The organism is Chryseobacterium foetidum (genome assembly GCF_025457425.1).
Classification (GTDB): Bacteria; Bacteroidota; Bacteroidia; order Flavobacteriales; family Weeksellaceae; genus Chryseobacterium; species Chryseobacterium foetidum.
Genome location: NZ_JAMXIA010000001.1, coordinates 787001 through 812827 on the forward strand (window position 1 = coordinate 787001; position 25827 = coordinate 812827).

The 25827-nt window shown below is 36.2% G+C and carries 23 protein-coding genes; 11 read left to right on the forward strand and 12 right to left on the reverse strand.

Features of this window, described 5'->3' with window-relative positions:
• The first annotated feature begins 142 nt into the window (after window positions 1-142).
• From NG809_RS03760 to NG809_RS03775, 4 genes are all read left to right on the forward strand, one after another.
• On the forward strand, window positions 143-4342 hold the full coding sequence (locus tag NG809_RS03760; protein ID WP_262148199.1) for a T9SS type B sorting domain-containing protein: 4200 nt from the start codon (window positions 143-145) through the stop codon (window positions 4340-4342).
• Window positions 4343-4559: 217 nt separating this feature from the next.
• Entirely contained in the window at window positions 4560-4976 is a 417-nt protein-coding gene (locus NG809_RS03765; RefSeq protein WP_262148201.1) for an endonuclease domain-containing protein, read from the forward strand.
• Between the two features lie 226 nt (window positions 4977-5202).
• Window positions 5203-5778 (forward strand): hypothetical protein, encoded by a 576-nt coding sequence (locus NG809_RS03770; RefSeq protein ID WP_262148203.1) that lies wholly within the window; start codon window positions 5203-5205, stop codon window positions 5776-5778.
• A gap of 6 nt (window positions 5779-5784) precedes the next feature.
• Window positions 5785-7791 carry a urocanate hydratase gene (locus NG809_RS03775; protein WP_262148205.1) on the forward strand — a complete coding sequence of 669 codons (2007 nt, stop codon included), beginning with the start codon at window positions 5785-5787 and terminating at the stop codon, window positions 7789-7791.
• A 48-nt stretch (window positions 7792-7839) separates the two neighbouring features.
• On the opposite strand, the gene NG809_RS03780 is transcribed toward NG809_RS03775, so the two are convergent.
• Both NG809_RS03780 and NG809_RS03785 read right to left on the reverse strand, forming a co-directional pair.
• Window positions 7840-8388, reverse strand: a complete 549-nt coding sequence (locus NG809_RS03780) for a DUF4276 family protein (RefSeq protein ID WP_262148208.1) — start codon at window positions 8386-8388, stop codon at window positions 7840-7842.
• Window positions 8381-9724, reverse strand: coding sequence for an AAA family ATPase (locus NG809_RS03785; protein ID WP_262148209.1), 1344 nt, complete (start codon window positions 9722-9724; stop codon window positions 8381-8383). The genes NG809_RS03780 and NG809_RS03785 overlap by 8 nt, the downstream gene beginning before the upstream one ends.
• Window positions 9725-10085: 361 nt before the next feature.
• Here NG809_RS03785 and NG809_RS03790 point away from each other — a divergent pair, with 361 nt between their 5' ends.
• The 5 genes from NG809_RS03790 (at window position 10086) to NG809_RS03810 (ending at window position 14237) form a co-directional block, all read left to right on the forward strand.
• Window positions 10086-10784, forward strand: coding sequence for a DUF6261 family protein (locus NG809_RS03790; RefSeq protein ID WP_262148211.1), 699 nt, complete (start codon window positions 10086-10088; stop codon window positions 10782-10784).
• A 780-nt stretch (window positions 10785-11564) separates the two neighbouring features.
• The gene (locus NG809_RS03795) at window positions 11565-12323 is read left to right on the forward strand and encodes a Rossmann-fold NAD(P)-binding domain-containing protein (protein ID WP_262148213.1); all 759 of its coding nucleotides are present in this window, start codon (window positions 11565-11567) and stop codon (window positions 12321-12323) included.
• 263 nt (window positions 12324-12586) lie between these two features.
• Window positions 12587-12925, forward strand: a complete 339-nt coding sequence (locus NG809_RS03800; protein WP_262148214.1) for a hypothetical protein — start codon at window positions 12587-12589, stop codon at window positions 12923-12925.
• Window positions 12912-13217 carry a type II toxin-antitoxin system RelE/ParE family toxin gene (locus NG809_RS03805; protein WP_262148216.1) on the forward strand — a complete coding sequence of 102 codons (306 nt, stop codon included), beginning with the start codon at window positions 12912-12914 and terminating at the stop codon, window positions 13215-13217. The genes NG809_RS03800 and NG809_RS03805 overlap by 14 nt, the downstream gene beginning before the upstream one ends.
• A 12-nt stretch (window positions 13218-13229) precedes the next feature.
• Window positions 13230-14237, forward strand: a complete 1008-nt coding sequence (locus NG809_RS03810; RefSeq protein WP_262148218.1) for a cytochrome-c peroxidase — start codon at window positions 13230-13232, stop codon at window positions 14235-14237.
• Between the two features lie 48 nt (window positions 14238-14285).
• On the opposite strand, the gene NG809_RS03815 is transcribed toward NG809_RS03810, so the two are convergent.
• From NG809_RS03815 to NG809_RS03825, 3 genes are all read right to left on the reverse strand, one after another.
• Complete coding sequence (locus NG809_RS03815) at window positions 14286-14786, reverse strand: hypothetical protein (RefSeq protein ID WP_262148220.1); 501 nt, start codon at window positions 14784-14786, stop codon at window positions 14286-14288.
• 62 nt (window positions 14787-14848) lie between these two features.
• Complete coding sequence (locus tag NG809_RS03820; RefSeq protein WP_262148221.1) at window positions 14849-15526, reverse strand: RDD family protein; 678 nt, start codon at window positions 15524-15526, stop codon at window positions 14849-14851.
• Window positions 15527-15624: 98 nt separating this feature from the next.
• The gene (locus NG809_RS03825) at window positions 15625-16095 is read right to left on the reverse strand and encodes a GNAT family N-acetyltransferase (protein ID WP_262148223.1); all 471 of its coding nucleotides are present in this window, start codon (window positions 16093-16095) and stop codon (window positions 15625-15627) included.
• 127 nt (window positions 16096-16222) lie between these two features.
• Between NG809_RS03825 and NG809_RS03830 the strand changes: the two genes are divergently transcribed.
• Entirely contained in the window at window positions 16223-17251 is a 1029-nt protein-coding gene (locus tag NG809_RS03830; protein WP_262148225.1) for a hypothetical protein, read from the forward strand.
• A 68-nt stretch (window positions 17252-17319) separates the two neighbouring features.
• Here the strand turns inward: NG809_RS03830 and NG809_RS03835 are convergent, their stop codons facing one another.
• The 4 genes from NG809_RS03835 to NG809_RS03850 form a co-directional block, all read right to left on the reverse strand.
• Entirely contained in the window at window positions 17320-17838 is a 519-nt protein-coding gene (locus NG809_RS03835) for a thioredoxin family protein (RefSeq protein WP_262148227.1), read from the reverse strand.
• A gap of 167 nt (window positions 17839-18005) precedes the next feature.
• The gene (locus NG809_RS03840; RefSeq protein ID WP_262148229.1) at window positions 18006-18863 is read right to left on the reverse strand and encodes a hypothetical protein; all 858 of its coding nucleotides are present in this window, start codon (window positions 18861-18863) and stop codon (window positions 18006-18008) included.
• A gap of 12 nt (window positions 18864-18875) precedes the next feature.
• The gene (locus tag NG809_RS03845) at window positions 18876-19757 is read right to left on the reverse strand and encodes a hypothetical protein (protein ID WP_262148230.1); all 882 of its coding nucleotides are present in this window, start codon (window positions 19755-19757) and stop codon (window positions 18876-18878) included.
• Between the two features lies 1 nt (window position 19758).
• Complete coding sequence (locus NG809_RS03850; protein WP_262148232.1) at window positions 19759-20661, reverse strand: hypothetical protein; 903 nt, start codon at window positions 20659-20661, stop codon at window positions 19759-19761.
• A 504-nt stretch (window positions 20662-21165) separates the two neighbouring features.
• Between NG809_RS03850 and NG809_RS03855 the strand changes: the two genes are divergently transcribed.
• Window positions 21166-23385, forward strand: coding sequence for an NADP-dependent isocitrate dehydrogenase (locus NG809_RS03855; RefSeq protein WP_262148234.1), 2220 nt, complete (start codon window positions 21166-21168; stop codon window positions 23383-23385).
• Window positions 23386-23486: 101 nt separating this feature from the next.
• Here the strand turns inward: NG809_RS03855 and NG809_RS03860 are convergent, their stop codons facing one another.
• From NG809_RS03860 to NG809_RS03870, 3 genes are all read right to left on the reverse strand, one after another.
• Window positions 23487-23930, reverse strand: a complete 444-nt coding sequence (locus NG809_RS03860) for a nuclear transport factor 2 family protein (RefSeq protein ID WP_262148235.1) — start codon at window positions 23928-23930, stop codon at window positions 23487-23489.
• A gap of 262 nt (window positions 23931-24192) precedes the next feature.
• Window positions 24193-24771, reverse strand: coding sequence for a hypothetical protein (locus NG809_RS03865; RefSeq protein ID WP_262148236.1), 579 nt, complete (start codon window positions 24769-24771; stop codon window positions 24193-24195).
• The gene (locus NG809_RS03870) at window positions 24765-25826 is read right to left on the reverse strand and encodes a diphosphomevalonate/mevalonate 3,5-bisphosphate decarboxylase family protein (RefSeq protein ID WP_262148238.1); all 1062 of its coding nucleotides are present in this window, start codon (window positions 25824-25826) and stop codon (window positions 24765-24767) included. The genes NG809_RS03865 and NG809_RS03870 overlap by 7 nt, the downstream gene beginning before the upstream one ends.
• Window position 25827 lies beyond the last annotated feature (1 nt).

Consider the following 25827-nt stretch of genomic DNA (forward strand, 5'->3'; position numbering starts at 1 on the left):
AGCTTTTCTTATGTTAATTCATTTTTAAATAATTATAAATAAATATTTATGAATATGGTATTAATATTTTAAAAGTTATAAATTTGCAAAATATTTAAACATAACCAAGTTTAATTAGAAAATAACTAAATATTTATTTTTAATGAAAAGAATTTTACAAATTATTTATTTTTTCATCAGTTTTACAGTTTATTCGCAAAACAACTTAAATGTTTTAATAAAAGACAATTCAGGAAACGAAAATTTTCATGTGACCTGTACGAATGATTTAAATACAAACGGATGTATAGCCCTGCACGCAGAATATCCTACGATAAAACAGACGACAACATACAATCTTACGCAAGGCACTTACACTCCTGCGATTGCATTAAATGCGGGAACATCAGTCAATGCGAATTTTGATGATGCTTTTACCTCAGCAATCAATTTACCATTTACATTCTGTTTTTTCAATCAGAATTTTAATGCTTTGGTGATTGGCTCCAACGGAATGATCACTTTCGACGCCTCTCAGGCAGGTAAAATCAATTTCCCGAATGTTAACTGGCAAAATCCAAACACTTCACTTCCGAAAAATTCAATTTTCGGAGTTTATCACGATATGGTTTTTTCGGCTGCCGATCAGTCTGAAATTTATTATTCAACGATCGGGACAGCCCCCAACAGAAAATTTGTTGTGAATTTTTACGAAGGAAGAATGGCCGGATGCACCGAAAGATCATCTTCCCAGATTGTACTGCACGAAACCACCAATATCATTGAAGTTTTCATTGACAAAAAGCTCATCCCATGCGCAACAAGAAAATTTGAAAATGCTCTTGTGGGAATTATCAATGACAGCGGAACTTTGGGCTACTCCCCTGCTTCAAGAAACACAGGAAACTGGGAAGCACAGCAGGAAGCATGGAAATTCACCCCCTCAGGAAACGACATTACACCTGAAGTGATCTGGAAAAATGCGGCCGGACAAACCCTTGCCACGGGAATTCAGGCGACACTCTGCCCTACTCAGAATGAAATTTACACCGCTGAAGTCAATTTCAACACCTGCGGAAACAGTGTTCTGACGCTTACAGACACTTTTAATCTTACTTTTGATCCGACTTATCCTACGGCAGTCAATTACAGTCAGACTTTTTGTGGAAACAATCCTATAAATCTTAATCTGGACAGTTTTAAACCTAATTTAATTTCACAAAATCCCTCCAACTTTAATTTCACCTATCACAATACTTTACAGGATGCCCAAAATAATGTAAATGGAATATCAAATTCCTATCAGCTGAATTCGAACAAAATTATTTATGTCAGAATTCAAAACCCAAGTACAACCACGTGTTTCAGAGTAGCGACACTGACCTTAGGATTTTTCACAAAAGAGCTTCTTACCAGTCCAGTAGTTCTTTGCGACACCAATAATGACGGAATTGAAACTGATTACGAATTAAGCCTTCTAAACAATTCTCTTCTTGCACCGGGAAATACTTCTGTGGCTTATTTTTTAAGTCAAAATAATGCTCAGAATAACACAAATCCTGTTATTGTAGCCAACATTTCTGCGGGAACACAAGTCTGGCTGAGGGTTCAGGATACCAACTGCACCTACATCTTAGGTCCGGTGACCTTCCAGTTTAAGCCGGGAGTAAATGCCCATGGAATCAACTATCCGATAACGATTTGCGACATTAATGATGATAATAACGAGCCTTTTGAATTTGCTTTGCAACTCGGTCCGTTAATCAGCACGCAGGCCGGTGCAACTTTTACAGCCTATTCAACTTACGCTGCTGCTTATGCCGCTCAGGGAACAGTTTTGCAGACCATTAAAGAAGGTGTTTATCCTGTCTTTATCAGAGTACAAATTCCTGGAGGATGTTTTACAGTCGTTACGGTGAATATGAATGTGACTTTCACAAAAATTAAAGCCAATCATAAAAATGAATACATTTGCTTCAACGGAACTGAAGATATTACGGTAAATCTCAGCACTTTATCATCCAATCTTCTGATAGATCCGCTTACTGTGCCGGTTACAGAGTTTTATTCAAGTGCAGATGATGCATTTTATGCCAACAATCCCATCCCGCCAACTCAGACGATAACAGATAACGGAAATTTAGTTTCCCAAACCTTTTATGTAAGATTTGAGCAGAGTGATGACTGTTTTACCGTTCGACCGATTACTGTGAATCTTGTACATCCTGTGATTGTCAGTTCCAGTTTTACAGTTTGCGATTTTAATAATGATAATTCAGAAAATATCAATTTAAATCAATTCTCTGCAGCTATTGTCGGTAATCAAAATGCAACAACTACATTTTATAATTCTCAGGCCAATGCACAAGCGGGAACAAATCCTTTAACAACTGTTAATTTAAATGGCTCTCAGCAATATTTTGTCAAGATCAATTCCTACAACTGTACTCAGGTCTATCCGTTTACAGTTGGTTTGGTTGCAACACCATCCGTCAATCCTAATGTAAATATTGTTCTGAATAATATTTGCGACAACAACAATGACGGTGTGGAAAATTACAATCTCACTCAGGCTCAGCCGCAAATCTACTCAGGTTCATCTGCTGTCACTTTTACGTATTATCAAAATTACAATGCCGCCAACCAGACGTTTTCCAACGAAATAACCAACATAACAAGCTATCCGGTAACCGGAAATGCAACGGTTTACGTTAAAGTTAAATTCAATTCAGGAGAATGTTTTTCAGCTTCAAAACTGACCATTCAGATGAACTTTCTGCCTGTTGTTGTCATCACCAACAATACTGTTCTGAATAAATGTGATGAAGATTTCAATTTAAGTGAAACCTTTACCCTCACCGATGCGATTCCGCAGATGTATAATCCTGCGCAAAACACGTATCCTTTATCAAATATCAATGTTAAATTTTACCTTACTCAGGCTGAGGCCAACGCAGGAAGCCCTGCAAATCAGATAGGAAACACTTTGATTACAGATATTTCAAGCGTTCAGGTTTGGGCAAGATTTACTGCTACCACTACAGGATGTTTTTCTGTTGCCCCATTGCAGCTGAACACGTATTTCCCTCCAAAAGCCATCAATTCAACCATAAAAATATGCGATGAAAATCTCGACGGAAACTACGAGGTCAATCTGATGAATTTCACAAATCAGTACGTGGATCTGCCCAATCCGATGAATACATTCAGCTTTTTCCTGACGCAACAGGATGCCCAGAACGGAACCAACGGAATTCAAAATCCAACGCTGTTCACAGCAAATCCTTTCCCTGCACAAATTTGGGTTCGCGTGATGAATATTCCAGGTTGTGATGATATTGCCTGCATCAACTTTGTTTTCGGAGATAAAATTATTACGCAACCGGGACCTTATTTACTGAATAATGTTTGCGATCAGCTGAATGACGAAATTGAAAACGTGAATCTAACCCAGTTTCAGAATCAAATTTATCCAGGAAGCAATCCGACTTTTACTTATTACCCTTCTTTGGCTGATCTTCAGGCAAACTCCAATGTAATTTCGAATCCGGCTGCATATAATTTCAATCAAAACACAGGTCCCAACACCATTTTTGTCAAGGTAGAAGCTGCAGGACTTTGCCCTGAATACACTACCATTAAGGTCAGTTTAAAAGTGGTGCCTATTTTTGAAATTCCAACACAATATTTTTGTCCGGATGGAAAATTCAGCTATACTTTAAAAGTAGAAGGACACACTATTGTAAGCTATGTCTGGACAAATCCCGCAGGTCAGGTCGTTTCAAATTCAAACACCATTACGGATGTGAATATGGTGGGAACTTATTCTGTAACCGTAACTGCAGATAACGGATGCTCATATACAGCGACATTTGAAGCCAAATATTATGATGTACCCGTAATCCAGCAAATGGTAGCGAGCGGAAATACCTACACAGTTACAGCGACAGGTTCACAGCCGATTGTCTATTCAATTGACGGCATCAACTGGCAGCAAAGTAATATTTTCACAAATCTTCCTACCGGAATCACAACATTTTACGTGAAATATGTCGAAGGAAAATGTATAGTAAAACAGGACGGAGTAATTCTGGATATTAAAAACGCCATCACACCCAACGGAGACGGAATGAATGATAAATGGATCATCAAAAACCTTCACGTTTTCGGAAAGAAAATGACGAATGTAAAAGTATTTGACCGCTATCAGTTCAAGATTTTCGAACAGGATACCAACACCCAAATAATCTGGGACGGCACGATTGCCGGAAGACCAATTCCGTCATCAAGCTACTGGTACGTCATCACACTTCCCGACGGCAGAAGTTTCACCGGTTGGGTCTTGGTTAAGAACACAAATTAATTATATATTGAACGATAAAACCTCGCCTTTGAGCGGGGTTTTGTTGTTTTGGAAAAAATTGAAATTAATTCTGTAAAAAATCAGCAGTGTCAGAATTCCCCTCCTTTGGAGGGGTGGATTCGACCAAAGGGAGAAGACGGGGTGGTTACACGCACTTTGAACAGAAATTATTATTTTCAAATAAAAAATATTCTTACCTTTCATTAAACACTTACCGATGAAAGAAATCCTAACAGAAATAAACGGAGTTCCGATTTACAAGAATTGCACTCACTATCTACCCTACAATCCAAATTTAAAAATACTGTTACCTCAAAAACGCAAAGCAGGAATTCTAAATGAAGTAATATTCTGGAAGAAAGTGAGAGCAAAAAATTTCCATAATATTGATTTTGACAGACAGAGAATTATCGGAAATTATATTGTTGATTTTTATGTAAAAAATCTTGGCTTAATTATAGAAATCGATGGTTCAAGCCATGATGAAAAAGATATTGATGATGGTATAAGACAAGATTATCTGGAATCATTGGGATTGAAAGTTTTCAGAATTTCAGATTTTGATATTAAAAACAATCTGTCCGTAGTAATGAAGGAACTGGAAGATTTTATCATTAAAAATTACAGCAGGTAAAACTTCCTATGAATGGCTAGATTCGATCAAAGGGAAAAGTAAGGGTGGTTGAATTGCGCATAAACCACCCCGTCAAAAAATCAAAGATTTTTCGCCACCCCTCCAGAGGAGGGGAATTTTCATCGCCCCTTTATATTCTCTTTCTTTGTTTGCAGGGATTTTTTAATTTGAATATCTTTAAAACCACAAAAAATCAAACCCAATAAAAGAAACCACAAACTTAAACATGATGTTTTTACGTTATTCTTGGATAATTTTAAGGCTCATAATAAAATATTTCAGTCTGATTTTATTAGTTGCTTTAGTTTTATTTTTAACAAAAAAATACGTTGATTACTCATCAACTGTTTATTTAATTTTTATAATTCCAATTCTATCACTGCTAATTTTAATTAATTTAATTGTCATTTATACCAGAGACTACTTAAAATATAAAAAGAAAAAAGGAAATTTTAGAACTTCAAATATTGTTATTTTGACACTTTTTGCTATTTGTGTCCTTCATTTCTCAGTTAACTATTATATGGAAAACAAGAGTGTTTACCTTTCAGCAAATCTCAATGAAAGCAATACAAAATTATTTTTATATAGTGATAAAACTTTTAAAATAGCAAAATATTGGAATCATGGGGGTGACAATATTTTAGGAAAATACGAATTGAAAAATAATATATTGACATTAAAAAAGGATGATTTAGAAAAAATATCGAACTTTGAAATCACTCATCGTTACGACATTTTCTCTAAAGCCAGAATCATTACAACAGATAAAAAAGGCTTTAAGAACTTAATTTTTGAATAATTAAAAATGACTTTCCAACAACAAATACAACAGGGAATTCCCACCGAATTACCTCAGCCAAAACCATACGAAACCCAAATCAACCACGCTCCGAAACGTAAAGAAATTCTTTCAGAAGAAGAGAAAAAACTCGCTCTGAAAAACGCGTTGCGCTATTTCGAACCCAAATTCCACGCAGAATTGTTGCCGGAATTTAGGGAAGAACTGGAAAAATACGGCAGAATCTACATGTACCGTTTCCGTCCCGACTATGAGATGAAAGCGAGAGATATTGCCGAATATCCAGGAAAATCTGAGCAGGCAAAAGCCATTATGCTGATGATTCAGAACAATCTGGATTATGCTGTGGCACAACATCCGCACGAACTGATTACTTACGGCGGTAACGGTGCCGTGTTCAGCAACTGGGCGCAGTATCTTCTGACGATGAAATATCTGTCTGAAATGACGGACGAACAAACGTTGACGATGTATTCCGGTCATCCGATGGGATTATTTCCTTCGCATAAAGATGCGCCGAGAGTTGTGGTGACGAACGGAATGATGATTCCAAATTATTCCAAGCCGGATGACTGGGAAAAATTCAATGCGCTGGGTGTTTCGCAGTACGGACAAATGACGGCCGGATCTTATATGTACATCGGTCCGCAGGGAATTGTACACGGAACGACGATAACTATTCTCAATGCTATGCGCAAAATTGGAAAAAGCCCCTCCTTTGGAGGGGTTGGGGAGGATTCTGTATTATTCGTCACTTCCGGTTTAGGTGGAATGTCCGGAGCTCAGCCAAAAGCGGGAAATATCGCAGGTTGTATCACGGTGATTGCAGAAGTGAATCCAAAGATTACCAAAATCCGTCACGAACAGAAATGGGTGAATGAAATCCACGAAAATCTGGATGAATTGGTGGCAAGAGTAAGAAAAGCTCAGGAAAATCAGGAAACGGTTTCTTTGGCTTACCTTGGAAACATCGTCGATATCTGGGAGAAATTTGATGAAGAAAATTTAAGAATCGATATCGGTTCAGACCAGACTTCGCTTCACAATCCGTGGGCGGGCGGTTATTATCCGGTCGGGCAAACCTTTGAGGAATCGAACACGATGATGGCAGAAAACCCTGAATTATTCAAAGAAAAAGTTCAGAAAACCTTGAGAAGACACGCTTCCGCTATCAATAAACACACCGCAAAAGGAACTTATTTCTTCGATTACGGAAATGCCTTTTTACTCGAAGCTTCCAGAGCCGGAGCCGATGTAATGTCAGACAATCCTACGATTGGAAGGGAATTCAAATACCCATCTTACGTTCAGGATATTATGGGGCCGATGTGTTTTGATTATGGTTTCGGGCCGTTCCGTTGGGTTTGTACCAGCGGAAAACCTGAAGATTTGCAGAAAACAGATGATATTGCGTGTGCCGTTTTAGAGGAAATGATTAAAACATCGCCGGAAGAAATCCAACAGCAGATGAAAGACAATATTACGTGGATCAAAGGTGCTCAGGAAAACAATCTGGTCGTTGGTTCGCAGGCGAGAATTCTGTACGCCGATGCAGAAGGCAGAATGAAAATCGCTGAAGCTTTCAACAAAGCCATTGCCAACGAAGAAATCGGAGCGGTGGTTTTGGGAAGAGACCATCACGATGTTTCGGGGACAGATTCGCCGTACAGAGAGACTTCCAATATTTATGACGGTTCAAGATTTACGGCAGATATGGCGATTCACAATGTGATTGGCGACAGTTTCCGTGGGGCGACCTGGGTGAGTATTCACAACGGTGGCGGCGTTGGCTGGGGCGAAGTGATCAACGGTGGTTTCGGGATGTTGCTCGATGGAAGCGATGATGCCGACAGAAGATTAAAATCAATGCTTTTCTGGGACGTCAACAACGGAATTTCCCGAAGAAGCTGGGCAAGAAATGAAGGAGCTGTTTTCGCGATTAAAAGAGCAATGGAAGCGGAGCCGAATTTGAAGGTGACGCTGCCGAATTTTGTGGATGAGAGTTTGTTTTAAAACTTTTTAGATATGGAAAAAACCTGCTGTGAGGCAGGTTTTATTTGGTTAAATAATATCTTTATAATAACAGTCAATATCTTGTATTCCATCTATAAATTGTTTAAATGAAGGTGAGTTTTTGTAGATTATTTTTGAATCACATTTTACAAACAAATTTACACCATCAATTGTTTTACTATAACTTCCAAGTGACTCTTTAATAATTTTTGAACCTCTTAGACCATCTGTTATTAAAGGTTTATCTTTTGAGTTTTTAAGTATATCCCAATCTGCTATAATCCAATTTTCAATCATTCTATCTGCAAAAAAAACTCTCATGTCTTGATCTTCACAACCATTTTGTTTTAATTCTGTTGTTAATTCATCTATAAGTTTATCACATGATTCTTCTCTGTCTTCTTTATCAACTACAATAATGATTGGATAAAATTTGTTTCCTAATAATTTTATAAGTGAAGATATTTTTTTAGCAATAGCTTTTATTGTTACTGTTTTACCATTTAAGTCTGTTCTCGTAATTTTAGATCCAGGACAGATTTTTTCTAAAATTAATTTTTCAGTAAATCCATCAATTATAAAGGCGGGTTTACTCATAATTAATAACGTTTGTAAAATAAAAATGTCCTAGGCCAAACCCCGTATTTGCAATTTCGTTTTTTAAAATATCAATATTTTCGATTCGTTTGGCAATAGTTGAACCGCAATCAAGCGTTACAAACAAAACTTCATTTGGATTAGAATGATTTAATAAAGACTCACTATGAGTTGTCATAATTACAAAAGATTCGTATTCCTTATTTATTATTTGCTCTCTCATTATGTTAACAATTTCGGCTTGCATCCATGGGTGGAGAAAATTTTCAGGTTCTTCTATTGAATATATAGATTTTGATGTTAAAATAGCCGTTATAAGAGTTAGCCATTTGATAGTTCCGTCTGACATGGCTGATAGAGGTAAAACTGCAGAATAATCTTTTGTTTGAATGTGTATTTTAATAATTAATCTATTATCAAATGGATCATTAATAATATCCAAATTTGAGACAGTACTATTTGCTAATTGCAGATAAGAAATTATTTTTTCTAATGTACTCTTATTGTATTTTATCTCATATGGATCTTCAAAAAGATTGAATTTGAAAAAATCCTTAATAAATGACTTGTTAGTCTCCATCGCATATAAGGTTGTTGCTAAGCCGGAACCATCTTTTTTTATTCCAGGTGGTGATGCGGCATCTTCTTGTTCTTTCACTTTACTAGGAACAATATTAAAAGATTCTCCACCGTTAAAGTCAGAAATTAAATAACTGAAATAATTACTTATAAAAGGGAACAAACCTTTTATAAGACTAGTATGATGTAAATTACTATTTTTTAAAAAATCAGTGATTCTCTTTTTTACATCCTTTCTATTAGAATCAGAAAAGATTCCACCTTTGAATTTTTTAAAATCATATTCATGTATTGACAATTGTTCTATCTCTTCAATTGATTTGAAATCTATATCTATATCCCATTTCGGGCTTTCAATTTTTGATGTATCATCAATGAAATTTTCGGTAAAAAAAACTTTAAAGTTTTGATGTGTATATCGTATTATGTCTTTTTCAAAAGAGATTTCAATTATAGCTGAATATCTGTAATTGAAATATTCTTTATCCTTTATCCTTCTCGATCCGCTAATTTCAAAAGTTAGTTTATCACTATAACTTTCATTGCCAATTTTTTTAAAGATTGAGCCAGCACCTCCCAAAGCACTAATAGAATGACTTACGGTATTATCCATAATTTTTGAAATAAATTCAAAAAATAAAACAATATTTGTTTTACCAGATCCATTTGGCCCAACCAATATATTTATTCCTTGTTGAAGTTTTAGTTCAAAATTTGATAATGATTTGAAACCATCCACTTTTATATTTGTTATCATAGTTAGACAGGTAATTAATTAGAGGTTACGATATATATGTTTTACAAAAATAAGAAAGAAATAACATTATAAAATACGGTTTCCCTTAAAACACCGAAAAAAACAACAAACATTCTTCTAAAAATATTCAAATCAAAACCTCCCAACACCTCCGTTTATTTAAAACAACCCTGTTAGTACCTTCCGTACTCCTCCGGAAGTCTCCCACAAGTTTTAGGAAACCTTCGGAGGACTTCTTTGATTTAAAACAACCCTGTTTGTAACTTCCGGAGCACTCCGTTGGTTTAAAATAAGACTGTTTGCTACCACAGAAGTTTTTTATATATTTGATTTCTAATTTATTAATTAAAAACGCAAACAGATGAAAATTGCACTCACTAAGCTGAGCACTAAAGATCTTGCGACTTTGGCTCAAAGAATTATTTCAAACATTCAGTCAGGAAAATATCCTGTCATTTCCAACCATCCTCTTACCGCAACTCTGCAGAATTCCTACACCGAATACGATGCGGTCTACACCAAGCAAATCTACAGCGGAAAAGGAAAAGACGTTGCCACGGCAGACTTTGAAAGGGATGTTGCCTACAGCAGTCTCAAAGCTTTTCTGAACGGCTACCGAAAGCTACAGTCGGCACCCAATTCTCAGTCGGCGGAAGATCTGTACAGTGTTTTCAAAACTTTCGGACTGGATCTCAACCGCCTCAGCTACTCCTCACAAACCGCCCAGATGACCAAGCTCATTGAAGCATTGGAAAGTCCTGAAAACCAACAGAAAATTGCCCTTCTTTCTGTGAACACTGCATTCGCAGATATGAAAACAAAACACGAAACTTTTGAAACCGTGTTTGGCGAACAGGCAGAAGCCAATGCCGGTCTCAGACAGATGACCAGTGCAAGCGCCATCCGCCGCGATCTGGAGAAAAACCTCAAAACCTATCTCAATCTCCTCACCGCTATGAAAAACGTCCCCGACTGGAAACTCCTCTACAGCGATACCAACGAGCTGGTAAAAGCAGCAAAAAATTCGGAGATCAAAAGGAAAGAAGAAAAACCGGAATAAATTATAAGTACTCAGCGGAATGCTGAGTTTTTTGTTTAAATAATCTAAAGTCGAGCTACCGTCAGTTCGAGTAGGTTTTTGAAGAAAACCGTATCGAGAACTTTTTGTTTGACAGACAGATTTTATTCTTCGGTTCACTGGTTCTCGATACATTTTTCTCCGCTTTGCTGCGAAAAACACTCGAAATGACGGTTATAAAATAGGCGTCGAAGCAGTGCGTCAGTTCGAGTAGGTTTTTGAAAAAAACCATATCGAGAACTTTTTGTTTGACAGACAGATTTTGCGCTTCAGTTCACTGGTTCTCGATACATTTTTTCTTCACTTCGTTTCGAAAAAACACTCGAACTGACGGGGGAATTCACTAACGTGAATGTGGCGTCAGTTCGAGTAGATTTTTGAAAAAAAACATATTGAGAACTTTTTGAATGACAGACAGGTTTTGTGCTTCAGTTCACTGGTTCTCGATACATTTTTTCTTCACTTCGTTTCGAAAAAACACTCGAACTGACGGGGGAATTCACTAACGTGAATGTGGCGTCAGTTCGAGTAGGTTTTTGAAGAAAATCGTATCGAGAACTTTTTGAATGACAGACAGGTTTTGTACTTCGGTTCACTGGTTCTCGATACATTTTTCTCCGCTTTGCTGCGAAAAACACTCGAATTGACGGATTTTTTCATGACTAACCGCAATACGTTTTTGTTTTAAAATATTAATAATAAATCATACTTTTGAACTTCAAAAAAAATCAAATTTTCAAAATTAATATCAAAAGAAATTAAATGAAAAAACTAGGAATCATCGGTTGCGGCTGGCTTGGAAACCACGTCGCAGATCGGCTATCAAACCAATATCAAATTTTCGCAACAACGACTACAAAATCGAAAGTTGACGAGTTTGAATCTAAAGGTTTTCAGGCAACACTGGTAGATTTCCCGAATGAACTGGATTCTGAAATGAAAGCATGGGAAGCTGCAAAAGAATTAGATGCAATAATCATCAGCGTTCCGTTTTCGGGAATCAGAGGTGCGCAAATTCCTATGAATGACAAGAGAGAAAACCTGCTGAATTTTCTTGGGGATTTTCAAGGTCAGCTTTTTCTGATGAGCTCCACTGGCGTTTATGCTCAGGAAGATCGGGAATTTACTGAAGACGATCAGCCTGCAAAAGATGTAGAAAGTGAAAGTTTTATTTTAGAAAAATTTTCTAAAACAAATATCCTGAGATTGGCAGGATTGATGGGCGGTGCAAGACTTTTGAAAAATTATAACATCTCAGGTCTGGATCAGTTGGTGAATCATATTCATTATGCAGATATTGCTTCGGTCATTGAAAAAATGCTGGAAAATCATTCTGAATCTAAGGTTTACAATGTCGTTGCCCCAATTCATCCGAATAAAGAAGAGGTAATCAATGCGCAGCAAGATTTGCCTTATGATGGTGAGAGAACGACGGTGGGAAGAACTATTTCTCCTGAAAAATTAATTAAAGAATTGGATTTTGAATTTCAATATCCCGATCCGAGGTATTTTCATTTGTAAAAATTCTATCCGGGAATTTCAACGCAAAGATTTAATTTAAAGCTGAAAAAATTTTAAGGAGCAAAGGATTGAGGCAAGCCTCATTAAGCGTGAACATATCAAAATACAACTGTTTTATCAAGTCAAATTTTATGATTCTTTTTTGCTTTTTATTTTTATTAAGAATTGGATTAAATCTTTGCGCTAATATTATTTTTCCATTTCAAATAAATTAAGAATTTTACTATATTTGTCTCATAAAATGATATTAAATCTATAAAATTATGATAGCTGAAATAGAAAAATATATAGAAATTCAAAATAACATTGATGAGATTCTGAAAAATTCTCCTTTTAAAATGTCTTACATTATAGAGAAATCAGGAATTAAAAAGCCTACGTTTTTCAAGAAATTAAAGGAAAAAAGATTTACACCTGAAGAACTTTTGGTTATTTCAAAAACCATCGAACCTAAGGAATGGAGAAATGAAACAAAAGGAGAAATTCTGGAATCGTTGAAAAAGGCTCAGGAAGAAATTGATAACGGAGAAACAACAGACTTTTATGACTTCGTAGCAGAACGCAGAGAAAGATTAAAAACTCTTAAAAATGCGAAAGGTTAAAATTTCTTCCCAAGCAAGGCTTGACTTAATCAGAATTGAAGAATATCTTTTAGATAATTGGAGTGAGAAAGTTGCCGATGACTTTTATGAAAAACTCCTTGATGCTATTGATATTCTGGAAATGACCAATGTGAATTTTGAAAGATATTTGGATACGGATTTTAGAAAATTTCTTTTAACAAAACATAAATATATCATATATAGGGTTATAGGTAATGAAATGACCGTAGTTCGCATCCTACAAAACTTCAAAAACCCTGAAGATAATTACGATTCTCTGAAAGATCTGTAAAAACACAAACTCTTGTATTCAAAACTGAAATATTTTGCCTTTGCATCTTTTTTACTGCTGCTGTTTTCCTACAGTCTGCAGGATATTGGGTTGATTTATCCCTCCTATTTTCCAAAACCTGTTTATGATTTTAAAAAGAAGCCGCTGAAAAAGGCGACAATTGAGCTTGGAAGAAAGCTTTTTTATGATCCTATTTTATCGAGAAACAATACCATTTCCTGTTCATCCTGTCATAATTCCAATCAGGCTTTTTCGCATGCGGGAAATCATTTGAGTAAAGGGATTGAGGACGGAATCGGGGACAGAAATTCTCCTGCAATCTTTAATCTTGCGTGGCAGAAAAATTTTATGTGGGATGGCGTGATTCCAAATATTGATGCACAGGCTTTGGCTCCGATCAATCATCCTGCGGAAATGGGGGAAGATATTAATACTGCTGTTCGAAAACTCAATAAATCAAAGGAATACAGAACGCTTTTCTACAAAAGTTTTGGCGACAGTGTGGCAACTTCTGAACGTCTGATGAAGGCGCTTTCACAATTTCAGCTGACGATTGTTTCGGCCAATTCTAAATATGATAAAGTGAAACAGAAAAAGGCTCAATTTACAGATTCTGAAAAGAAAGGTTATCATCTGTATCAGCAAAACTGCAGTTCATGCCACAGCGAACCTCTTTTCTCCACCTACGGTTTTGCCAATAACGGGCTTCCCGCCGACCCCAAATTAGACGACCACGGAAAATGGAATAAATCTTTTGAGCCGGCTGATCAATGGATGTTTAAGATTCCAAGTCTGAGAAACCTCGGTTATACTTATCCTTACATGCACGACGGCAGATTTAAAACTTTAGATGAAGTTTTGGATCATTATGAAAAAGGAATTGTGAAAAGCGCGACTTTAGCGAAACAGCTTGAAAAACCGGTAGTTTTTAATGTAAAAGAAAGAAAAGATTTGCTGTCTTTTTTGGCAACTTTAAATGATTCTACTTTAGTTTCAAACCAAAATTATCAGAAAAAATAATTTAAGATTTAAACCAATAAAAAACCTGTAATGAAGCAGGTTTACGTTTTATTTATTGACTAAAATATTCTCAACCGATTCTAAAATTTCTCTTTCAATATCTTCTTCAGAAAGATTATCGAGTGTGTAATTTTTTTCTTTCAAAGCTGCATTTCCCGTTCCGTTCTGGAAAATTGTGTCCTGATGAATGACGATTCTTTTTAAATTTTTATCAGCCACAAACATAATATGGGGAAACTTGTCATTTGCATAGAAATTAGAATCCACATTTCTGGAAATCTGCAATTTGATATTGGTGTGAGAATTAATACCTAAACCGTTTTTAATCTCTTCACTAAAGGAAATCTTACAGCCAAAACCGTTCTCACGAAGCATTCTTCTGAATTCCTGCATTTTGGGATCGATAAAGTTCTTACACAAAGTTCTGAAACCTTCGATAAATAAATCGTCTTCACTTTTTTTCTTTTCCATGCTCTCTTTGAGCTTCTGTTCTTCAGATTTTAAATTGGAAAAGAGAGAATTGAGTTTATTGATATTTTCTTCTTTCATTTTTTGGTTAAGGCTGAGGTTAAGGTTAAGGTTAAGGTTGAGATTGAGGTTGAGGTTTATAATTAAAATCTTCTTTCTCTTCTGAGTTCTGAAACAACGATTGTGCTTGAAATACTGTCGTGCAGGCACTGATTTCTCCTGTTGAAAAAGAACATGAAAAAGCCTATAAAAAATGTCATTACATTTAGGATATTGACGAAAAACCTACCGGTTGCCTGTCCGAAATTTACTTTCATTCCGTCTGTGCTCAAAAGTTTTATGTTTGCTGCTTTTTGTCCGAGTGTCTGCTGATCGGTACCGCTGTGCATCAGTGAAAAATACAGCCATCCTGGCAGCACCAGAATAAGCATTGCCGGTAAAATTATTACCAAAACATCCAGCAATCTCGCTCCGAGTCTTTCTCCGAAATTAGCAAAGCGGTACTGAACAATCTCGTTTTCGTAATACACTTTAATAGTATTATCATTCAGATATTCAATATTCCCGATTCTGTAATTGACATCATTGGTTGTTTGAGGAAGGCTGGGTGGCACTACCTGAATTTCTTTGCTTAGATTGATGGTTGGAGAAGCTGTTTCAAAAAGGCATTTGAGTTCGTACAGTTTTTCAGCTTCTGTCCAGTTGTTGAGGCCGCCATGCCAGATCAGGGTATATCTTTTTACATCCTGCGACCTGAGTTCTTCCAAAGTATAGGGACCTTTTTTGTCTATCCCGTCATGAATAAAATACTTTTGTTCCATCGTTGTTGTTTATATTTATGAGGCGTAAATATATAAAATACGAACAATTTTTTTGTATTTTTTTTCACAATATAAAGAAAATATTGCATCAAATTCTACTATTTAAGTTTCATTCTCAACAGCGGATAAGCTCTACCCTGCTCATCTTTTTCGGTTCTTTCCAAAATTTCAAAGCCAGATTTCCGATAAAACTTTAAAGCATTTTCATTTTGCTCGTTCACGTCAAGCTGATTTGCTTCCAACTTGTTTACGGCAAATTCCAGCAGACTTTTTCCTAAACCCTGACCAAAATACTGAGGTTCGAGAAACAGCATTTCAATTTTATTACTGTGTACTCCAACGAAACCTATAACGATATCTTCATCGGTGAGACAAAAGACCTCAAATTGATTAAAATCTATACTGTTGACGAGTATTTTTATCTCTTCAAAATCTGTCTGACTCAAAAAATGATGTGTCGCAAGAACCGATCTTTCCCATATTGAAAGAATTTGTGGCCGGTAAATATCCTGATAAGGTTTGATTTCAATCAACCTGTTCACAGAAATTTTGTTTTCAGAAGTATTCATTTGATCTTAGATAATCTGTTTCAAATTTAATATAAAAATATTTTTGATAACAGATAAAGTGGACATGAAGATTAAGTTTTTTGTTGATTATATTTCCTATTTTCGTGAAGTCAAAATTACATAGCTGATGGAAAAAATCTTCGTTACATTCATTCTTTTGCTGAGTTTTGCACTGTTTCATTCCCAGAAAAAGATCAGAGAAAAACATGTTGTCTTTTCTGATGCAAAGTATTATTATAAAAAAAAGATAATAAATGGAGAATTTCTTATAAAATTTGAAAAGCCAAAAGAAATTTTCTCAGAAAAATCATACTTCAGCGAGGGTATTAAAAACGGATTCAGTTCTATTTACAGATTTGGAAAACTGGAAGAAAACGGAAAATATAACAATAATTTAAGGGAAGGTCTTTGGTTTAAATATTTTCATCACAATACGGAAGTTGTTCAAATCAGTTATTATAAAAAAGGCAAAAAAGAAGGACTGGAATTAAAAAATAATTTTTCCGGATCAATTGACAGTCTTTATTACAGAAATGGCGAATTGGATGGTCAGAGTAAAATCGGTGGTCAGTATGAAACTTATCGATCCGGCAAACTCGTTTTCAGAGAAGTGAAAGACAAATATAATAATCCTGAGCTACAATGTAAGTACACAGATAAGACTTCACTTTGCGTGAGAAAACAGCCCTCGGATGAGCAGGTTGAAGGATATGTGATTATTGATTCGATTTCCAAAAAAGACAATTTTACAGAAATGAAGACTTTTGTGAATGGAAATTACCATCGGAAAGTAACTTTTTTTAAGGAAAAACTCAAGGATATTTATCACTACGAAATTAAGATTTATAATTTTGACAGCCTCACAAAGGTCTATGATTTAACATCATATGACACCGAAAATGAATCGTTTTATTTCACTCAATATAATTACAGAACTTATTATTCAAAAGAGAAAAAAGAATTTATTGACACAGATATCAGCGAATGTAACCTGTATCAATTGAAATTTTGTGAAGATAATTATTCGGCGGAGTTCAAAGTCACCTACATTAAAAAAAATCCTGCGGGAAATACTACGATTGAAACTAAACAAATTGAACGTGCTGACTTCCCTTACCGTTGTCGCTGTGATAAAGAGAATTTTATTTTAGACTGAAAAAGAAATCCCAAACTTCCATTTCGGGATTTCTTATAATGATTTTAAGATATTTTTCTACACTTTATTTACTTTTTTGCAGCAAAAACAGTTTTAATTTTTTCCAGTTCGTCCTTTTTTAATTTGGTTGTTTTGGCCAGTTTTTTAATGAAACTATCCACTTCTTCAGGCGCAGACGGGCAGCCAATATTGTCCTTCTTTTCGTCGATTGAATTTTCTTCCATCTCACCATTTGAATTGATAATTACCCAAAACGGAATTCCCTGATCTTCACTACCACCGTACTTTTTTAAAACCTGATCGCCTCCTGCATTCTCAAGATTTTTTTTGTTTGGAGATTCCATCACAGTCAGATGTGTTGTAACAAAATATTTAGTAAAGTAAGGTTTAACTTCCGGTTTCTGAAGATTCTGATCCATCTTTTTGCACCATCCACACCATGAGGCATGAAAAATGAGAAGCACTTTTTTCTGTTCTTTTTTAGCCTGCGCCAAAGCATTGGACATTACAACATCTGCACTTTCCTGAGCACTGACAAAAGAAATACTGAAAAGGCAAACGATGAAGGTGAGGATTAGTTTTTTCATTTAACTTAGAATTAATTTTAAGCAAATATAACAAAAGTACGTTCCGTTTTGAAAAATGTTCTGGTAATATTATTTTATGTCAAAAATCAGACAGACCTCACTGATTCTCACAAATTTCAGTTTTTACTATGAGAAAATTTTATCAAATTTAATATTAAAATTGAAAATCAGTTGATCTTTCTTATCCTGATAAGTTTGGTAATGTCATTCGCTGCTTTGGAAACTATTCCGGAATCAGTTCCATAGTTAGGCGTAGTTGCTCCGCCGGGCTTTGTCATGACAACTCTGATCAGGTCATTCTGATTAAAACTGAGTATCGTTCTCGGAATAATGATGGTCTGTACTTCGTTGGAGGCGGCGTTGTCAAAAGGCATGGTTGTTCCGGCAACTGCAGTCCATGTGGCTCCGCTGTTTTGTGATCGCATTACTGTGAACGAAACTGATGTGTAATTGGAATTGTCGGTGGCTACATTTCTCCTGGGATTGAAAGTAAAATTTGCGAGAATACGGTATTGACCTGTTGTCAGCACTCTGAAATTCTGAGCCGTTGCAAGTTCAACATCATCTGTATTATCAAGATAAATATCAGCAGCCGTCCATGTAAGAGGGATATCCGCAATTTCCGAACTGTTGACTGGTGTAAGTTGCGCCGTTGAAAAAGGTTGCTGGGTGAATGACTCCAATACATACTGGCTTGAAAATGCAAGGTTATTAAGTTCGGTAGCCGAAGCAAACTTTTGCCAGATATTATTCTGTCTGAAATAGAGTGAATTTGCCACCACAGCATTTGTGGCAGTACCGGCTGCTGCAAGATTAAAAGCAATCAGTCCGTTTGCGGGTGCGGAAATTGTTGACACATCGCTTCTGCCTGTAAGATTGAGCCTTGGCAATAAAATCCCTTTGTTGGCCGAAAAAACATCAAGTGCTGCTGAGGCATTTGGAGTTGTGGTTCCTATACCTATCTGAGCAGAAGAATTGCTGAAACATAAAATTGCTGAAAGTAAAGTGATAATACGTTTTTTCATTGCGTTCCGGAATTAATTAATTTTCTGTAATCTCAACAGTCGTGAATACTGAAGACCTGTCCCCGACTCTATATTTAAGTTAGTATTTGTAGTTCCGTGATTGGCTGCCGAACCTTTCGCAACAACTGCTCTTACAAGATCATTCTGATTGAGAAGAATGGTAAATGGTGCAACAATCACAGATCTGTTTCTGTCTCCTGTTCCTACGCCCCACATTGTACTCGATTTGGCAATCTGTACCCAGGTGACACCGTTGTCGGTAGATCTTTGAACTATAAAATCCAGGGCGGCAACGCAGCTTCCCTCAGTAGCAACTGTAGTACATGTAGTCGAAACCCAGGGATTGTAGCCTACATAACCTGCAATTTCAAAATAGCCTGCAGAAAGAATCCTGAAATTATTGTTGGCAAGCGAAACCTTGTTACCCACATTTACATTCATCGCTCCCGTCGCCGTGCTGCTGAAATTCACAACCTGCGGAGTTCCTGCATTAAAAGCCGCTCTATCCAAAGGCTGGTTACCCGTATTTCCCGTTATAAACATCTGCGGAAAAATTCTCGATCTGATTGTTTCGGAAGTGGCCAGATCCATCCAGCGAACGCCATTCCAAAAATAATAGGTGTTGGCAGTAATTGCAGGATCGGTGGCAGATGCTGTGGTGTTGAAGACCAGCAAACCTGTAGCGGGATTGGCAACCGTAACGATATCTGTGATATTTGATAATGCAACTCTTGGCATCATCATTCCTTTTTTATCATTTGCAGCCCTTGCGCTTACATCAATATCCAGCAAAGCCGAGGCAGCAGGTGTATCAGTTCCGATTCCCACATTTTGTGCGTGCCCAAAAATACTGGCAAGAATAAAAGCGAAGGATACTGTTTTTCTTAAATACATTTTACTGAAGATCATAATCTAATAAAACAATAGTTAAACTTTTCGAAACCGGAACTCTCGCTGCGGTTGTAATTGCAGGGAGCGGGCTACCGGCGGTGTTTTCACCGTGTATTGATGAGGTGTCGTTTACATCAAACGGATTTTGTACCACCATTCTCAATCTTTGTCCGGCAGTAAGATAAACAGGTGTAGAACTTAGAATTGCAGTTTTGAGATTATTGGTCGCCCTTACACCCCAGGCTGTACGGTTTCCGATGATATCAGTCCATGTAGTGCCATTATCGGTTGACCTTTGAAGTTTTAAATTTAAAAAACAACCTCTTTGAGGATTACCAATAGAAGTTCTGTTAGGATTGTAGTTCACAAAACCCGTCACTTCGTAAAGACCTGTAATACTGATTATAAATGCATCGCCTGCTTTTGTGGCAATAGCTCCTGTGTTGGTTACGATATCCCCATCAGCAAAACTTACGGGAATGCCACCGTTGGCAGCACTTGTAGCATTAATGCCTGCATAGGTGAAAGTCTGTGTTGATGTGCTGTTTAAACTTAGAATTCGGTCAGCAAGATAACCGGCAAGTGAAGATGTTACAGAAAGGTCAGTCCAGATGGTTCCGTTCCAGTAGTAGTACTTGTTAGCGATAACATTATTTGGAAATGCACCTGCATCCGCTGTATTGTAAACAAATAATCCTGTAGCCGGAGAAGGAATTGTTGTGGTGTCTCTGTTTCCTGTCAGAGCAACTCTTGGAGGAAGAAAACCTTTTTTATTACCTACGGCAAGATCGTTTGTATTAATTTCCAGAATTGCGGATGGCGCCACCTGACTGGTCTGTATTCCAACCTGCGAAAACAGGGAGGCAGAAAAGAGCGCTGATGAAATAAGGATAAAAATTTTTTTCATAAAAATAAGTTCAAAGAAGCAAACAATATTTCATTAATCAAAAAGCAGGTATCAGTTTTTAATCATAATTTAATTATTGTTAGAGAATCCGTTTTATCATTTTAAGTTAAAAAAAGTAAATTTTCAGCAAGAACTATTCCAAAAGAAACATTATAATTTGTCTGATAAATAAAGAATTAATTCTAAAATCAGTCGTATTTTATGACCATTAAAATGTTTTGAAAACAATTAACAGCGACCATTAAAAACGTAAGTACAAATTTTAATAATAATTAAATATGGATGAAATAATGATAATTCAAAAATAAATTAAGATCTAAGCTCTCTGCGTTCCAACTTTATTATACGAGAAATGTGGCTGTATGGTTTTGACTGTTATTAAAAATAAAATAGTGACCAACAATCTTTATTTTCAGCCAAGAAAATTCAAAATCTAAAAAGCTTTCAGAATAAAAATTCTTAAATTTGTCTGTCTTAAAAATAAAACAATAAACTAACATTATAATGTCAGAAAAATCAACAATCTATTACACACTTACAGATGAGGCTCCAATGCTGGCGACACACTCGTTTTTATCGATTGTAAAAGCGTTTACCAAACCAGCAAATATTGAAATCGCCGTTCCGGATATTTCTTTGGCAGGGAGAATTCTGGCCAACTTTCCAGAGTTTTTGAAAGATGACCAAAAAACCGTTGATGCTTTGGCTCAATTGGGAGAACTGGCAACTCAGCCGGATGCCAACATCATCAAATTACCAAATATTTCTGCTTCTGCACCTCAGTTGGATGCTGCAATCGCTGAATTACAGGCTAAAGGTTTCGCAGTTCCAAATTATCCTGCAGAACCGAAAAATGATGAGGAAAAAGCAATCAAAGCTAAATATGCTAAAGTTTTAGGAAGTGCTGTAAACCCTGTGTTAAGAGAAGGAAATTCTGACAGACGTGCTCCAAAAGCGGTAAAAAACTACGCGAAAGCAAACCCTCACAGAATGGGTAACTGGGCTTCTGACAGCAAAACTGATGTTGCTCACATGAACAGCGGAGATTTCTACGGAACTGAAACTTCGACTACTCTTGAGAATGCTACAAAATATAAAATCGTTTTCAAAGGAAATGACGGCGCTGAAACTTTACTGAAGGATTTCGCAGGTCTTCAGGCTGGAGAAGTGATTGATTCTTCTGTTATGAATTTAAATTCTTTGAAATCTTTCGTACAGGAAGCGATTGAAGAAGCTAAAAACAGAAACGTTCTTCTTTCTGCTCACCTGAAAGCGACGATGATGAAAATCTCTGATCCAATCGTTTTCGGAGCAATCGTTGAGACTTTCTTCAAAGATGTTTTCGCTAAATATGCTGAGACTTTTGATTCATTAGATGTTAATCCAAACAATGGTTTGGCTGACCTTTTTGATAAAATCAAAGGAAATACTCAGGAAGCTGACATTAAAGCTGATATAGAAACTGCTTTGGCAAACGGACCAAGAGTGGCAATGGTAAATTCTGATAAAGGAATTACGAATTTCCACGTTCCTTCAGATATTATTGTTGATGCATCTATGGCTGCTTTGGTAAGAGGCGGCGGTAAAATGTGGAACAAAGAAGGAAACGAAGAAGATACAGTTTGTATTATTCCAGACCGTTCTTACGCAGGTTTCTATCAGTCTGTGATTGATGATATGAAAGCTCACGGAAAACTGGATCCAACTACAATGGGTTCTGTTCCAAACGTTGGTTTGATGGCTCAGAAAGCTGAAGAATACGGATCTCACGATAAAACTTTTCAGGCTACAGCTGAAGGAACAGTTGAAGTTCAGGATGAAAACGGAAATGTTCTCCTTTCGCAAAAAGTGGAGACCGGAGATATTTTCAGAATGTGTCAGACGAAAGATGCTCCGATTCAGGACTGGGTAAAACTTGCTGTAAACAGAGCAAGACTTTCTGATACTCCTGCCATTTTCTGGTTAGATAAAGGAAGAGCGCATGACAGAGAAATGATCAAAAAAGTTGAAAAATATTTAGCTGATCACGATACAAACGGACTTGATATCAAAATTCTTGATGTAAAAGACGCAATGACAGAAACTCTTCAGAGAGCAAGAGAAGGAAAAGACACGATTTCTGTTTCAGGAAACGTATTGAGAGATTATCTTACTGACCTTTTCCCAATTCTTGAACTTGGAACTTCTGCAAAAATGCTTTCTATCGTTCCATTGATGAACGGTGGTGGTTTATTTGAAACAGGTGCAGGAGGTTCTGCTCCAAAGCACGTTGAGCAGTTCATCGAAGAAGGTTATTTAAGATGGGATTCTCTTGGGGAATTCTTAGCATTACAGGCTTCTTTAGAGCATTTGGCACAAACCCAAGGCAATACAAAAGCTCAGGTTTTGGCAGATGCACTGGATGAAGCAAATGCTAAATTCTTAGCGACGGATAAATCTCCTGCAAGAAAAGTCGGACAAATCGATAACAGAGGTTCTCATTTCTATCTGGCAATGTACTGGGCGGAAGCTTTGGCAAACCAAACTGCTGATGCTGAATTGGCTCAACAGTTCGCTCCGGTAGCAGAAGCGATGCAGGAAAGTGAAGATGTAATCAACTCTGAATTGATCGGTGCTCAGGGCAAGCCTCAAAACATCGATGGCTACTTTAAAACTGATACTTATAAAACGTATGAGGCCATGAGACCAAGTACTGTTTTAAATGAAATTATTGACGGGATTTAATTTAATACGAATTATTCGAATTTTATTAAATTTCCCTAAGTATTATAAGACAAAGGAACACGCAGATTTATTTTGCGTGTTCTTTTTATTTTAGAGATAAATTATTTTATTTCTTTACAGTTATCTTTCCTTCTCGTATCAATTAGATACTGAATTTTCCATTCATTATTTACTTTAATCAGTTGAAAACTGTTAGCGCCACAATGTGAAAATTTCCCTTTAATATAAAATGAGTATGGCGTAAAAACACTCGCCAGATTTCCGTCTGTATGAATGCCTTCAACCGAAATTCTTTCATCCAGATCATCTTTTTTCATCTTGGAAATTGATGCAATGAAATCGTTGATGTTTTCAGTTTTCACACCATCTTTTGTAATGGTCTGAAGAACAGCGGTATCTGCAAAAACAGTTTTCAACAATTCAGAATCTGCATTTTTCATGGCTAAAAATAGATTTCTCATTGGTTTTTCTATCTCCGGATTTGAGGTTTGCTGCGCGAATGAGAGGCTTCCAAGAAATAAAGTAAGTGCTAGTATTTTTTTCATTGTGAGTGATTTAAAATTGGTTTAAAATTAATTATTTTTTGATAATGAGAATTAGTCAGAAAATAAGATCTTCAAAAATAAGTTTTGGCTAAAGCCAAATTGATGTATAAAAGTGAAAGCGGGCTAAAGCCCGCTCCTATTGATATTTCTTATGAAATCAAATTGTATTAAATTGTCTTTCTACTTATCAAATTCTTGAAGACGTCATTTTTTTAATATTACAAAAAAAATTATGGTGAGAATATTTACTTGCCCAAAAACATCATAAAATGTTATTTCCCAAATACTTATCTAAATTCACTGGCTCTAAAGTATGCACATCCTTTACTAAAACCCGATGAATTGATTTACTGCTTTTACAAAACTTTTTATGAAAAGAATTGATTAACAACCTTAGCTTAACCTTTGAAATTGGAAGATTTGTAAACTCTTTATAGAACTCTTCACTTTCGCATTTTACATAAATTTTCAGTACAGAATGTTTCTCCTGAAGTCTATAATACAAAATTTCTTTCCAGAAGATTGTTCTTGTATTTGAAAAAGTTATTCCTTTATTGTTCAGAATAATTTCAGGATTTTTTCTGAATTTTCTGGTGAGAAAAATGTTTAATCCAAAACTGAATAATCCTCCAAGAACTATGAATAGAAGAAAGATTGGATTATGATTGCTCTGTTTAAAATACTGCACTCCAACAAACGTTAAAATCGTTGGAATGATAAAGTATTGTGCATAGGAAATCTTACTTTTCTCTACCACCACCTTATCAGGAATATTTGTACGAAAATAATGTCTTGCTATTCTACTGGAATGCCTTTTCTGAAAATAAAAATCTTTTACCATTTCATCACATCCTTCACCACCCCATTTTTTTGAGTGTGTTGCAACAATTCAGATTCAATAAAAGAATTGATCTGTTCTTCTGAACCATCGTTCGGGAAAAGCAAGTGAACATTTGCTCCCGCATCCAAAGTGAAGAATAAAGGCAGATTGGTTTCTCTTCTGAAATTCCAGATTTTGTTGATGACTTCCAAAGTTCCGGTTTTCATTAAAATAAATGCAGGATCGCTCATCATCATCATCGCATGAAGGGTTAAAGCTTCGTGCTCCACCAGTTTGATAAACTCATCCATGTTTCCGGATTTCAAAATTTCTTTCATCGGAACAAAGTTTTCTCTTGCCTCCTGAAATCTTCTTTCTGCGTAAGGATTGGTGTTCATCAAACCATGACCGACCGTTGAAGAAACGCTTTTTACACCTTCATGAATCAGCAGAACCCAATCATTGAAATCTTTAAAGACAGGATGAATTTCGTCATCAGAATATTTCACTGCAAACAGATCTGAACTTCCTTCCACCTCAGCAGATTCACCCCAGACAACCAATCCGTTGTACAAACTTCTGCATGCGCTTCCGCTTCCCAATCTTGCCAAAAATGAAGCTTTTGTAAGGTTGGATGATGGATGCTGGATGCCGGAAGAAAAATGCTCATCTAAACTAATCAGACATTTTGCAATCGCTCCAAAACCTGAAGCTGAACTGGCAATTCCTGAACTGTGAGGAAATGTATTTTCTGTTCTGATGATGTATTTTCCCTTTAAAATCCAGGGCAGATACTGTTCTATATTTTTGAAATATTTTTCGATTTTTTCAGCAAATTTAACTTCTTCATTTCCTGCTAAAAAAGTCTGAACAGAAAATGGTTTGTTTGCGAAAAACTCCATTTCTGTATTGGTTTTACAATGATTTAAAGTAAAACTGATGCTCGGATTGGCCGGAATCTGATCTTTATATTTCCCCCAGTATTTTATCAAAGCAATATTTGACGGACAGCTTTCTGAAACTGTTTTATTCTGTATTTTAAATTCGTTTTTTCCTAAAAAATCGTTTGTTGTCATA

Excerpts from the sequence above, each read along its gene's own strand:
- NG809_RS03760 (WP_262148199.1), top strand. The coding sequence starts at position 143 with ATGAAAAGAATTTTACAAATTATTTATTTTTTCATCAGTTTTACAGTT.
- NG809_RS03765 (WP_262148201.1), top strand. The coding sequence starts at position 4,560 with ATGAAAGAAATCCTAACAGAAATAAACGGAGTTCCGATTTACAAGAAT.
- NG809_RS03770 (WP_262148203.1), top strand. The coding sequence starts at position 5,203 with ATGATGTTTTTACGTTATTCTTGGATAATTTTAAGGCTCATAATAAAA.
- NG809_RS03775 (WP_262148205.1), top strand. The coding sequence starts at position 5,785 with ATGACTTTCCAACAACAAATACAACAGGGAATTCCCACCGAATTACCT.
- NG809_RS03780 (WP_262148208.1), bottom strand. The coding sequence starts at position 8,388 with ATGAGTAAACCCGCCTTTATAATTGATGGATTTACTGAAAAATTAATT.
- NG809_RS03785 (WP_262148209.1), bottom strand. The coding sequence starts at position 9,724 with ATGATAACAAATATAAAAGTGGATGGTTTCAAATCATTATCAAATTTT.
- NG809_RS03790 (WP_262148211.1), top strand. The coding sequence starts at position 10,086 with ATGAAAATTGCACTCACTAAGCTGAGCACTAAAGATCTTGCGACTTTG.
- NG809_RS03795 (WP_262148213.1), top strand. The coding sequence starts at position 11,565 with ATGAAAAAACTAGGAATCATCGGTTGCGGCTGGCTTGGAAACCACGTC.
- NG809_RS03800 (WP_262148214.1), top strand. The coding sequence starts at position 12,587 with ATGATAGCTGAAATAGAAAAATATATAGAAATTCAAAATAACATTGAT.
- NG809_RS03805 (WP_262148216.1), top strand. The coding sequence starts at position 12,912 with ATGCGAAAGGTTAAAATTTCTTCCCAAGCAAGGCTTGACTTAATCAGA.
- NG809_RS03815 (WP_262148220.1), bottom strand. The coding sequence starts at position 14,786 with ATGAAAGAAGAAAATATCAATAAACTCAATTCTCTCTTTTCCAATTTA.
- NG809_RS03820 (WP_262148221.1), bottom strand. The coding sequence starts at position 15,526 with ATGGAACAAAAGTATTTTATTCATGACGGGATAGACAAAAAAGGTCCC.
- NG809_RS03825 (WP_262148223.1), bottom strand. The coding sequence starts at position 16,095 with ATGAATACTTCTGAAAACAAAATTTCTGTGAACAGGTTGATTGAAATC.
- NG809_RS03830 (WP_262148225.1), top strand. The coding sequence starts at position 16,223 with ATGGAAAAAATCTTCGTTACATTCATTCTTTTGCTGAGTTTTGCACTG.
- NG809_RS03835 (WP_262148227.1), bottom strand. The coding sequence starts at position 17,838 with ATGAAAAAACTAATCCTCACCTTCATCGTTTGCCTTTTCAGTATTTCT.
- NG809_RS03840 (WP_262148229.1), bottom strand. The coding sequence starts at position 18,863 with ATGAAAAAACGTATTATCACTTTACTTTCAGCAATTTTATGTTTCAGC.
- NG809_RS03845 (WP_262148230.1), bottom strand. The coding sequence starts at position 19,757 with ATGTATTTAAGAAAAACAGTATCCTTCGCTTTTATTCTTGCCAGTATT.
- NG809_RS03850 (WP_262148232.1), bottom strand. The coding sequence starts at position 20,661 with ATGAAAAAAATTTTTATCCTTATTTCATCAGCGCTCTTTTCTGCCTCC.
- NG809_RS03855 (WP_262148234.1), top strand. The coding sequence starts at position 21,166 with ATGTCAGAAAAATCAACAATCTATTACACACTTACAGATGAGGCTCCA.
- NG809_RS03860 (WP_262148235.1), bottom strand. The coding sequence starts at position 23,930 with ATGAAAAAAATACTAGCACTTACTTTATTTCTTGGAAGCCTCTCATTC.
- NG809_RS03865 (WP_262148236.1), bottom strand. The coding sequence starts at position 24,771 with ATGGTAAAAGATTTTTATTTTCAGAAAAGGCATTCCAGTAGAATAGCA.
- NG809_RS03870 (WP_262148238.1), bottom strand. The coding sequence starts at position 25,826 with ATGACAACAAACGATTTTTTAGGAAAAAACGAATTTAAAATACAGAAT.